Origin of the sequence: Allomuricauda sp. TY007 (assembly GCF_010468565.1) — a bacterium.
Taxonomy (GTDB): domain Bacteria; phylum Bacteroidota; class Bacteroidia; order Flavobacteriales; family Flavobacteriaceae; genus Flagellimonas.
Window position 1 is genome coordinate 11,410 of the sequence record NZ_WUEG01000012.1, and the last position, 12,406, is coordinate 23,815.

At 41.5% G+C, this 12,406-nt stretch carries 8 protein-coding genes; 5 read left to right on the plus strand and 3 right to left on the minus strand.

The annotated features are described in order from the left end of the window. Nucleotides 1–218 precede the first annotated feature (218 nt). From GO009_RS12935 to GO009_RS12945, 3 genes are read right to left on the minus strand one after another with little or no spacing between them, the layout of a single operon-like run. Nucleotides 219–1,991, minus strand: a complete 1,773-nt coding sequence (locus tag GO009_RS12935; protein WP_163626664.1) for a PQQ-dependent sugar dehydrogenase — start codon at nucleotides 1,989–1,991, stop codon at nucleotides 219–221. Nucleotides 1,992–1,993: 2 nt separating this feature from the next. Next, nucleotides 1,994–3,223 (minus strand): hypothetical protein, encoded by a 1,230-nt coding sequence (locus GO009_RS12940; RefSeq protein ID WP_163626665.1) that lies wholly within the window; start codon nucleotides 3,221–3,223, stop codon nucleotides 1,994–1,996. A gap of 9 nt (nucleotides 3,224–3,232) precedes the next feature. Continuing rightward, nucleotides 3,233–4,477, minus strand: coding sequence for an Nramp family divalent metal transporter (locus tag GO009_RS12945; RefSeq protein WP_163626666.1), 1,245 nt, complete (start codon nucleotides 4,475–4,477; stop codon nucleotides 3,233–3,235). A 250-nt stretch (nucleotides 4,478–4,727) separates the two neighbouring features. On the opposite strand from GO009_RS12945, the gene GO009_RS12950 reads away from it, so the two are divergent. The 5 genes from GO009_RS12950 (at nucleotide 4,728) to GO009_RS12970 (ending at nucleotide 12,399) form a co-directional block, all read left to right on the plus strand. Next, nucleotides 4,728–5,831: a M20 family metallopeptidase gene (locus tag GO009_RS12950; protein ID WP_163626667.1), complete on the plus strand. Its 1,104-nt coding sequence runs from the start codon at nucleotides 4,728–4,730 to the stop codon at nucleotides 5,829–5,831. A gap of 7 nt (nucleotides 5,832–5,838) precedes the next feature. Then, the gene (locus GO009_RS12955; protein ID WP_163626668.1) at nucleotides 5,839–6,876 is read left to right on the plus strand and encodes an NAD(P)-dependent oxidoreductase; all 1,038 of its coding nucleotides are present in this window, start codon (nucleotides 5,839–5,841) and stop codon (nucleotides 6,874–6,876) included. A 15-nt stretch (nucleotides 6,877–6,891) separates the two neighbouring features. Beyond that, nucleotides 6,892–7,947, plus strand: a complete 1,056-nt coding sequence (locus GO009_RS12960) for a dihydrodipicolinate synthase family protein (RefSeq protein WP_163626669.1) — start codon at nucleotides 6,892–6,894, stop codon at nucleotides 7,945–7,947. An 8-nt stretch (nucleotides 7,948–7,955) separates the two neighbouring features. Beyond that, nucleotides 7,956–8,852, plus strand: coding sequence for an EamA family transporter (locus GO009_RS12965; protein WP_163626670.1), 897 nt, complete (start codon nucleotides 7,956–7,958; stop codon nucleotides 8,850–8,852). A gap of 415 nt (nucleotides 8,853–9,267) precedes the next feature. Beyond that, a complete protein-coding gene (locus GO009_RS12970; protein ID WP_163626671.1) occupies nucleotides 9,268–12,399 on the plus strand; it encodes a SusC/RagA family TonB-linked outer membrane protein in 3,132 nt (1,043 codons plus the stop codon). Nucleotides 12,400–12,406 lie beyond the last annotated feature (7 nt).

Below are 12,406 nucleotides of genomic sequence, written 5' to 3' on the forward strand. Positions count from 1 at the left end.
TGACATGTAACCAACTAACAAAACGATTGTGGCTTTTACCCAAAAAGGTTTAAAAGACTAGAATTGCGGGCATCTTTAGCTGTCGTAACCATGGTGCTGGTCAAACTAACCACTTAGTTATTACATTTTGACACTATTTTTTGATTTTAAGGAACCTATAAATAACATTGCCATATGATTAAAAATTACTAGGAGTCAATTCCTTTGGAATGTTACTTCTATTTTATATCCAGAACCTGATAGATTTTTCCATCAGCTTTTGTGAAAATATAAATCTGCCCATTATGGCCCATACCATATTTTAAGTCCACTCTGTTGCTTTTGGTGGCTTCGGTTAAGGTAATGGGCTCATTTTCTATTTTTAGGTTAAGCTCTTTTATTTTTCCATTGTTTAGGTCGCCTAGAAAAATTCGTCCAGTAGGGATGTCCCCAAAAAGATACTTTTTCTCTTTCCCCAAGTTTGTTAGCATAAATCCGCCACTTATAGCCGCACCTTCGTCATGATCGTATTGAAGAATCGGATCTATGATAGTATCGGTTTTTTGATCTTCGGGTACAGGGTAAACATTATTGAAATTTCCTTTTGGGTTAAAGAGGAATGTTCCCTCCCTGAGCGGCCAACCATAAAACCCTCCAGGTATAACCAAATTGAGTTCCTCAATATTGGCCTGTCCTATATCTGTGGCAAGAATTCGAGTTTTGTCGTACCAACTGATTCTATTCGGATTCCTAAATCCATAAGCCCAAATTTCACCCATGATCCCTTTATTGGAAACAAAGGGATTGTCTTCGGGAATGCCATATTTTCCATTTTCGGCATTCGTTCCCAAGGGGTCTATTCTAAGGATACTGCCCCATGGTGCAGTGCCGTGATGTATGGCAATATAGGGGTGTCCCACTTGTACGGAGGCCCCATCTCCCACTGCGATATAAAGTTTACCATAATCTGCGTCCGCTGGAGTTGAATAGGGATTAAATGCAATTTCTTGCACTGCATGTGCGCTGGCAATAAAATCAAAACGCATAACCTCCCTTTTTTTACCATTGAAAACATGGTCCTTTGGCATATCGGCCTTCCACTCTGTCAAAACCCATTGATGTCTTACCTTTACGCTATCGGGCAATAGGAAATCGGCAGGTTTGGAGTATGATTTTTCTGTGTGCGTGGTATAGAACAGGCCGTTTTTTTTGAAGGAAGGATGGAATGTAAAACTTCCAAATCCGGTGCCTAGGCCAACCTTGCAAGTGAAATCGGAGAAGAATTCCCTAATGTCCAAATACTTGACCGGACCGTCTGGGGTTACTTCCCAAAGCTCACCCCTCAAATCGTTTACCATTAGTCTATCGCTATCCGGAATAACACTCAATTTATTTATTCGGGTCTTGGGGAGTGTATCGTGTGAAGCTGGTATTTGGGCAACCATTTTCAGGTTGATGGCCGATTTAGACAGGGGGATTGTGGTTTTAATAGGATTTTTAAGAGGCGTTTGGTCGAGCGAATCTATGGTTTGTGGTGCCTTTTCTTTAGTGTGTAGAAAGGATAATAGCGCATTTATTTCCTCTTCTTTCAAATGCCCAAAATCGGGCATGAGTGTTACATATTTTTCATTTAGGGATTTTGCTCTATCATCATCGCTGTCTAAAACTGTTTTGGGTGATTTGATGAATTCTATAATCCAATTGCTTTCAACCTCATGGGTTATACCTCCCAGACTTGGGCCAATACCGTCTTGCAAAAAACCGTGGCAGGCACTGCACTGCTGATTGAAAATTTTCTCCCCCTGAGCTATTATAACAGGTTCCGTGCTGTATGGTTGGTTTTTGGTTTCGGGCTCTGTTTTGCACCCTATGAGTAGGGCGAAGCAAAGAACTTGAATCGTATGGCCGAGCTTTAGCTGTAAGGTTTTTTGGAATAGGGAAGATAGTAACAATGTGGCCCGCTCTATCGAAACGAGTTTAAAGTTTTGGAGGTAATTGACAAAATATTTCATTTTTATTTAATGGTTATCTGAACGGGGTTCTCCAATTTTTTTTGTAAACGGTCGACCTCTATTTGCAGAGAATCCGTAGTGCTTCCAACAAAATAGACGTTCCGTTCAAGATATCTGCTTCCAGATGGGATCATGGTATTGTGGTCATGTATTAATCGTCGGTTCCAATAACGCCCTCCGTCCCAAACTGCTGTGATTTTTGTGTGGGGCTCGAATAGAGGAGACGTCCCACCCTGTAGATTTTTGTTATTGTAGGACAATCGTATACTTCCATAGTGATATTTTTTTTTAACATTCACGAAGGCTACCCAGGGGGCATTGTCCGGTATTGGGTTCTTATCCAGTAAGTCAAAGGTAGATGTGTCATAGAGGTCCAGTTTCTTGGTAAGCTCACCTTCTTTATAATACACATGGGTGAAAAGGCTGTCCAGAGTCATTTCATCATTTCGTAATAAGGTAAGCTCAATATCTTTTTGCACCAATATTTCTGAACTAAAAATCAAGTATGGTAGACCTGCAAGGAAAGTATATTGGGATTTGAATTTTATTTCGGGATATTCATCAATATGGCCTTCTTTTTCAATTTTGATTTGGTAAGGGCCTATGTGTTTTTTAGAATGCTTGTTATCAAGGTGGCCCAATGTTCGGTAAGGGCGTCCTATGGCTTGCACGTTGGGTGCCCAGTGTATATTAATGTTTTTTCTTTTGAATAGTGGTACATTCGGATTTGATAAGCTAATCGTCTTTAATTGACCGGCATATAGCAATTCATTATCGTTCGATTCATTCGCAGTCAAGTCTGCTGAAAAATAGGAATTGTGGATTATAGGCCCATGTTGATCATCTATGATCTTTAAACTATCTAACATAGCGGCAGGCTGATGATACAATTTATAAGAAACAGTTTTGTGTGCCGCAATACGTATGGGAAACAGTGCCTTTATCTTATAGATGTTGCCCATGGATGAATCTATGCTCAAAACCTGTCCTTGTACCGAGTAGTCCTTTGAACTTATTGAAAAGCTTTTTTCCTTTGGAAGCTGATTCATTTCCCATACCACTTCAATGTACTCCAAATCGCGATCAATCCCTACGGGTTCCGTTATCTTAAATTGTAATAATGGTGTGGGACTACATCCCCACAAGAGTAAAATCAAAAAGGATACCGGGCAATATTTCCGAAAATGTTTTTGTCCTGATGATGTTGTTCCCTTCATATGCCTTAGTTTCATTGCGATTCGTTAAAAGAATAGATATTTGATACTATAAATGGACATGCCCGAAAGCACAAGAATGCCGAGTACTCCCATAACTTTCATATAGACTGAATTTCTGAGTTCTTCAGTGATGAGTTGGGTGCTAGAAAAAATTACTAGCACGATAGCTACAAGGGGGACAATAAGGATTGTGATGCCTTGGGCAAATATAATGAGTTGTAGGGGTAGACTTCCAAATATGAGAGCTACCGTTGCCCCTATGATTATAACCAAGATTATCATGGACCGTACACTCCAGTAGCTAAGTTTGCTATGGCCAAAGATAGTGTCTGATAAAATGACCCCTCCAATAGTGGCATTGCCGATCATCGAGGAAAATGAGGCGGCAAATAGGCCGATCATAAATAAAGTAGAGGTAAATTGACCGAATAGGGGCTCCAGGGCTTTTCCAAGGTCCGAAGCATTATCAACGGATATGTTGTTGTGGTACAGTACGGCAGAGGCACAGGACATTACCAATGAAGAAAGTAGGCCAAGTGTGATGATTCCTGTTCGATTCTCTGCCAAAGTAATTTCCTTGGCACCCTTTTTCCATTCCTTTTCCCTTACCAAGTAAGACTGGTAAAATGCACCTACAATAGAAAAACTTGAGGCGGTCAAGGTGATGATCAGATAATCGGACCCTTTAGGTATAGAAGGGATCAGACCTTGCGCCATTGCAACCAAATTTGGTCCTGCCATGATCAGTGTGAGCAAAAAACAAAGCAGCATTATAGAAACCAGTCCAATCATAAGACGTTCCAAAACCTTATAAAAAGATTTTAAAAAGAGCAGTAAGATGGTTGCTAAGGAGAAAAAAGCGACCCACATCCAAAGAGGAGACCCCGATAACTCTGAAAAAGAAATGCTCGCGCCAATAGTGTTACCTGCTTGAAAGGAAGCGGTAATCAGAAATATGCTAACACCGCAGATGATACCCAATACCGGACTTATTTCGGTTTTTATCCGTGAAATGAAAGAGGCTGGTGAGTTCAACCCTATTCGGGTTGACATTGATGTAAAAGCCAGCATAAATATTGTCGATAACACCAAAACCCAAAGGAGTGAAAAACCAAATGATGCACCCAATTTGGTGTTTATGGTCAGACTGCCTGGGCCAAAAACCAAAGCGGCCGTTATTATCCCTGGACCCAAACTGCGTATTAGTGACCTAAAAGACCTGCTTGAGGTTTTTTCTGCCACACGTACATTTTCTTTTTTGAACTTCATATAGGTACAAATATAAAAATATAAGAATAAGAAAGAAATAAACTTTTTAAAAATTATTATTATGTTTCGTATTTATTATTTTAACTTATATTTGTTTTCGATTATGAGAAATTTCAAAAGAAGTGTTTGTTGGAAAGTATGTCCTTTTTCGGTGTAATTTCAAGTTAGATTAAAGGAGTGGCACTGAATGATGGAAATGCTGTTTGCAGTATGCTTTGCAAACGAACATGAAAGCGTTAATAAGAGATATATGGATGTTGTGGGACTGAGTAAGGAACTGATTCGTTATGATACAAGGATACCCTGTGGCAACGAGGAAGGAGCGGCCCGGTTTCTTGGTCGTATGTTGGAGGCAGAAGGCTTTGCAGTGGACTATCCTGAATTTTCCAAAGGCAGGTTGAACCTCATTGCTTCCAAAGGGTTGAAAAACACCGTAGCCCCCATTGTATTTACAGGGCACTTGGATGTTGTTCCATTGGGCGATGCAGAATGGTCTGTTGATCCTTTTGAAGGTGTGATCAAGTCGGGAAAGCTCTATGGAAGAGGGGCAACGGATATGAAGTCGGCAGTAGCTGCAATGACCTTGGCCGCCATCGATAGCTTTAAGGATACTGTTCCTAAAGGAGGGGTAAAGTTAATTATCACCGCAAACGAAGAACCTGGATGCTTAGGTGCAAAAAAGTTGAAAAATTCAGATTATCCGATAGGATCGGCCAGTGCCCTTATTGTCGGAGAGCCCACTTCTAATCAACCTTTGCTGGGGCACAAAGGGGCATTATATCTACAGGCTCGATCTTTTGGTAAAACTGCGCATTCATCTGCTCCGCATTTAGGCGATAATGCCATATATAAGGCGGCAAGAGCGATTGTTGAAATAGCAAACTTGGATTTTGGAGCTCGTCCACATGAATTACTCGGACTGCCCACTATAAATGTGGGGAAGTTTAGTGGGGGACAGAACTTAAACTCGGTGCCCGATTATGCTGAGTTTACTATTGACGTACGCACCACACCTGAATTGGAGAACGACATAATCTATGATAGATTGACCTCTATTCTGGGAGAAGAAATTGTTCTTGAAAAACTGGTAGATCTAAAACCTGTCGAAAGTGACCCCAAAAATCCATTTGTCCAGATGGTCTTATCGTTATGTAACTCACACTCTTGCGATAAAAAGTCAGCAGCATACCTAACCGATGCTTCGGTGTTGACACCTTGGCTGGGAGGGGTTCCCACTATTATTTTGGGTCCCGGTGAAGCTGAAATGGCCCATCAGGTGGATGAGTTTTGTTATATCGACAGCATAAGGAATGCATATCAGCTTTACATGGATATAATAAAGGAAAACAATTAAACATATTATGGTTGATACTATTACTCAATTTGAGAACGAAGAACAACTTGAAGAAGCCTTGTCCCTTCCAAGTGAAGCATTGATCGAACATTTTAAACGCCTTGATGGTGATATTATGTTTTTGGGTGTTGCTGGAAAGATGGGGGTGTCTATGGCCCGGATGGCCAAAAGGGCGGTTGATGCCTCTGGAAGGCGAAGACGTGTCATAGGTGTCTCGCGTTTTAGCAATGAAAAGGCAAGAACTTATCTGGAAGATTACGGCCTGGAGACGATCAAAGGGGATTTGTTGGACCAAAGTTTCTTGAATGGATTGCCAGAGGCAAGGAATATCATTTATCTGGCGGGTATGAAATTTGGAACAGAAGGGAACGAATCAGTTACTTGGGCCATGAACTCATACCTGCCCGGTCTTGTTGCAAATCGATTCAAAAATTCAAGAATTGTTGCCTTGTCCACCGGCTGCGTATATCCATTGGTCCCTATAGCATCTGGAGGCTCATCGGAAACGGACCTCCCCCTGCCAGTGGGAGAATATGCCCAATCTTGTTTGGGAAGGGAGCGTTTGTTTGAGTTTGGAAGTTTAAAACATGGTACGCAAGGGGTTTTGATTCGTCTTAATTATGCCGTTGAGATGCGCTATGGAGTTTTGGTGGATATTGCAACAAAAGTTAACAATGGTCAAGCTATTGATCTTTCGATGGGCTATGTAAATGTTATTTGGCAGGGAGATGCCAATAATCGCATATTAAGGTCTCTGGCACATTGTACTTCACCAATCAACCATTTAAACATAAGCGGAGAAGAGTTGCTTTCTGTTGGCTCCTTGGCCAGAAAATTTGGTGATTTGTTGGGGAAGCCGGTAGAATTCGTTGGAAAGGAGGCGGAATCTGCCCTTCTTTCCAATATATCCAAAAGTAAAATGCTTTGGGGTTCACCAGAAACCTCCATTGAAAAAATTGTTGAATGGACATCAAAATGGATGGCAAGCGGAAAACCTTTACTCGGTAAGGCAACGCATTTTCAGGTAAGAGATGGAAAATATTAATAGAAAGGAAAACTAATGAGTGTACAGTTAAAAGACAACAAAAAACAAAGCCTGCAAAACGGAACGGTCATTCCTGCACACCCAACAGCTTTGACCAAAAAAATGGAATTGGATGAGAGAAGACAACGGGCACTGTCCAGATATTATCTAGAATCGGGAGTAGGGGGTGTGGCCATTGGGGTCCATACAAGTCAGTTTGAGATTCGCGATGCCGGACTTTTAAAACCTATTTTAGAATTAGGTAAGGAAGAGCAAATGGCCTTTGCAAAAAAAACAAATACCGAAGTGGTGATGATAGCCGGGGTTATGGGAGAGACGGAACAGGCTATTCGCGAAGCAAGAATGGCCGGAGACCAGGGATATGATGCTGTGCTGTTATGTTTGGCAGGTCTGAACGGATTTAGTGTCCCGGAACTGATTATCCATTGCCGCAAAGTGGCCGAAGTTATACCAGTAATCGGGTTTTATCTTCAACCTTCCGTTGGGGGCATGTCCTTGGGAGTAGAATTTTGGAGGGAGTTTTCAAGTATAGAGAATGTAGTGGCAATCAAAATGGCACCTTTTGACAGATATCAAACCTTGGATGTGGTCCGGGGTGTTGTGGAATCCGGCCGAGGTGGCGATATTGCGTTGTACACGGGTAATGATGATAACATTGTGCCAGATTTGCTTACGACCTATGAAATTCCATTTGAAGGCAAGATGGTAAGGAAACAAATTGTGGGAGGTTTACTAGGGCATTGGGCGGTATGGACCCGGAAAGCAGTGGAACTATACCAAAAAATAAAGAATACCGAAACGTTGGATAGCTTGGAACTTTTGACATTGGGAGCCAAGGTGACCGATGCGAATGCAGCCTTTTTTGATGCCAGGAACCGATTTAAGGGTTCCATAGCGGGAATCCATGAAGTGCTTATAAGACAAGGGTTCCTTGAAGGAAACTATACCCTTAACTCAAATGAAAAGTTAAGCCCTGGCCAGAAAGAGGAGATAGATCGCATATATAGGCTTTATCCGGAGTTGAACGATGATGTATTTGTGTCAGAGAATTTAGAACGTTGGTTAACATAAAACGAAATATGAAAAATAACAAAAAGAAACTTTGGTTGGTCTATGCAATTGTAGCCATGATATTTTGGGGAGTCTGGGGCGCTTTTACTGGACTTCCTGCCGAAAATGACTTTCCGGATACCTTGATTTATTGCGTTTGGGCCATAACGATGATTTTGCCTTCACTATTTGTATTGGGTAAATCTGGCTGGAAGGTGGACATGGATATAAAATCTATAATGTATGGATTGATTATTGGATTTTTGGGGGCCGGTGGGCAAATGATATTATTCTATGCAGTGACAATAGGTCCAACGTATTTGATTTTTCCAATCATTTCCCTTTCCCCTATTGTTACCATTGTACTTTCGATGGCTTTTCTAAAAGAACGAACGGGCCTTTTGGGTGGTATTGGTATTGTCCTTGCCTTAATTTCACTTCCTCTATTCGAATATGGTGGGGCGGAGGATGCATCTGTGGTTGGCGAAGGAGGGGAATCCCTGTGGTTCATTCTTGCTATTATTGTGCTGTTTGCTTGGGGGGTGCAAGCTTATTTTATGAAGCTTGCCAATAATGTTATGAAGGCCGAGAGCATTTTTTTCTATATGACTCTAACTGGGTTGTTGTTGATTCCCGTGGCCATTTTGATGACGGACTTTTCGAAAGAGATTAACTGGGGTGTGAATGGGCCTTATTTGGCTGCCATAATACAAATATTGAACGCAATAGGTGCCCTTTGCTTGGTATACGCATTTAGATTTGGAAAGGCCATGGTGGTGTCGCCCTTGACCAACGCAGGTGCGCCGCTAATGACTTCTATAATTTCACTCTTGTTTTTGGGAATCATTCCCGGATTGTACAAAATTATAGGAATATCCTTGGCTTTGGTGGCCGCATTCCTTTTAGCGCGGTCAACTGAAGATTGATTGCGGAGAGAAAGGGTATTGGATTTTGGGAACATGATTGATATTGGTGTCCACCATCGGATAGATGATGGACTTTCTTTTGAATAATTTAAATAAGAGGTGCTTGCCAATTGATCAGGGGGGGGGCACCTCTTATTTTGTGTAGAAACAGAAATCTTCTTTTACTAAAGATAATATCCTGTTAAAGAAGTCAAACATTTTAAAATAACAATAAAAAACAAATAATAACCTTCATATAATTGTTTTTGAATAAAATTAAACTTATTAAAAGTTTTAATTCATTAAAAAATATTATAAAAACTTGTTTTTTGCACTAACGATGTCTATATTGCACAATGTATTGAAAAATATACTTTCAAAACCTTGATTTTTTTAAAGGTGACGGAAGGTTAAGTATGACTAAAACCAAACACTGATGAAAAACTATTTTTGTATTCTTTTTTTTAGTTTGAGCACGATGTGCTTAAGCGCTCAGCAAAGGACCATTTCGGGTACGGTCACAGGGGATGGGGTGCCATTGTCAGGGGTGAATGTTATCCTGCAGGGTGGCAAAACCGGAACAATGACCGATTTTGATGGAAATTATCGAATAGATGTTCCTGGAGATGGTGCATTGCTTGAATTTTCTTATCTGGGGTTTGAAACCCAGGTGGTCGAAGTTGGAAACCGCAATCAGGTCGATGTCGCCATGATCGAGTCAAGTACGCAACTTTCAGAGGTTGTGGTCACGGCCTTAGGTATTGAACGTGAAAAGAAAGCTCTCGGGTATGCAGCGCAAGAAATTGCGGGTGAGTCTTTAACCGAAGCAAGGGAGGTGAGTGTGGCCAATTCGTTGAAGGGAAAGGTTGCGGGTGTTTTTGTTTCCTCGGGTTCTGGTGGACCAGGTGGTTCCACATTTGTTCAGATAAGGGGGAGCAGTTCGTTAAGTGGGAACAACCAGCCCCTCTACGTTGTTGATGGGATTCCCATAAGTAATGATAACCTTAATCAGACAAATATTTTTGCAGGGCGTGATTTCGGTGATGGTGTCAAGGATATCAACCCGGATGATATTGAATCGATATCGGTTCTTAAGGGACCCAATGCGGCTGCTCTTTATGGCTCGCGTGGGGCCAATGGGGTTATTTTGATAACCACAAAAAAATCAGCCGGAAAAAAGAGATTGGGTGTCTCCTTTAATTCCAATACTACAATAGACATGGTGAACATTATGCCCACTTTCCAGAATAATTATGGAATAGGTTATGATGATACCATAGGATTCGGCACCGCAGTTTATGAAGGTGTCGAATATCCGGTGCAAGGTGGTGGAGTGGATAGCTGGGGAGGAAAGTTCGATGGAAGGCAAATATTGATTGGCAGTATGATGGATTTGGGACCTGTTCCATATAAAGCACAGCCCAAGAACAATCTTAGGAGCTTTTACCGAACAGGAAGCACTTTAACCAACACCTTAGCCGTGAATGGGGGAACTGAAGACATCAATTACCGTGTGTCGGCATCCGTACTCAAGAGTGAAGGCATTGTGCCGAACATGTCTTTTGACAGGCAAACCTTTGTTGCGGTATTGGGGGCAAATGTAACTGACCGCTTAAGGGTCGACGCTAAGGCCAACTATATTAAGAGTGGCGCAAACAACCGCCCTATTGTTGGTGTTTCCAGTGGAAGAAATGTTGCTGGTTCATTGAACCTTGTTCCTCGAAACATTGATTTAGAATGGTTGGCAATGAACGGCGGTAGGAATGCAGATGGCAGCTACCGTAACTGGAGAGGTGGTTCCCCAACAAACCCATATTGGTTGATCAATGAGGTTGTCAGTGAGGATGAAAGGGATCGTTTCATTGGCTTTATTTCCGCTAATTACAAGTTTACGGACTGGTTGGATATAATGGCACGTGTTGGTACGGATACCTATTCTGAAAATCAACGACAGCAATACGGTATTGGTACCCCAGGGGGTTCTTATGTAAATGGGAGGTTGGACCTGGATAATTTTAAAGTGAATGAAGTAAATGCCGATGTCCTGATAACCGCCAAAGGTGATCTTTCGGAAAATTTTTCAGGTAGTCTATCCCTTGGAGCCAATCAGTTTACAAGAAAGTATGAGCGTTTTGGGGCTACAGGTCGCAATATGAACATACCTGATCTATACGTTATTGAGAATGCAGATTTGGTGTTCCCAAGACAAAGCATTACAAGAAAGGAAATACAATCTGTCTTTGCTATGGCCCAACTGGGATACAAGGATCATACATTCTTGGATTTGACAACACGTAATGACTGGTCAAGTACACTGGCCAAGGGGAACTATTCTTTTATGTATCCTTCGGTCAGTTTGAGTCATGTACTCTCCGATGCACTACATATCAATTCAAACACACTTACTTTCGCTAAGGTCCGGGCTTCATATGCGCAGGCCGGTAGTGATGCAAACCCTTATCAGACTAAGGGAGGATACACTGTGCAAAACAACAATTTCAAGGGCCAACGTTTTGCTAGTATAAATAGTGGTGTTCCTGCCACAAATCTAAAGAACGAACTTACCACATCGTTTGAAATTGGAACAGATTTGAGGTTTTTCAACAATAGGTTGTCGTTGGACTTTACCTATTATGATTCCAGGACCAAAAACCAGATCATGCAGATTGGACTTTCCCAGTCAACCGGCTTTGGAGGAATGTATTTAAATGCAGGTGAAGTTTCCAATAAAGGAATTGAGGTTTTTCTTTCGGCAACTCCTATAAAATTGAAAAATTCATTTCAATGGGTGACCGATATTAATTTCTCCAAGAATAAATCCAATATTGAAAGCCTTGTTGAGGGAATCGATAGGTATAATTTTATTAGTATTGATATAGCCAGTATTATAGCAGAACCTGGACTGCCTTATGGAAGCATACTGGGTTATGAGTACAAGAGAAGCCCTGATGGACAATTGGTTGTGAACGCTGATGGTACACGGTACGTGCGTGCCGAAGAACAGTCCATATTAGGGAATGTACAGCCGGATTGGTTGGCAGGTATAACCAATACATTTTCTTATAAAGGACTTTCGTTGAGTGCTTTACTGGATGTAAGAATGGGAGGTGAGGTTTTTTCATGGAGTCGATTTGACCAAAATGCAAAGGGAACTGGAGTCTGGACCAACAATAGGGAAAACTTAACTGTTGAAGGAGTCATTGACAATGGTGATGGCACGTATACCCCCTCTGTGCAGAACAATGTCAAGGGACAGGATTATTGGGCCGCCCGGTCATGGGGAAACATTACAGAAGAATTTATCATGGATGCCACATATGTCTCTTTGAGAGAGATTAATTTAGGCTACACCTTCAACTCAAAACTACTGGAGAGAACTCCTTTTGAAACCGCAAGAATTTCCCTTGTGGGTAGAAATGTGGCATACCTCTATAGGGATGCAAAATTTGAAGAAATGGGTGTTGCTCCAGATACGGCTTTTGCGCCTAATGCGGCTGCTCAAGGTTATGAGTCCTTTTCCATGCCTACCACTAGAAGTTTGGGAGTGAATTTGGCCGTTACATTTTAACACAAAA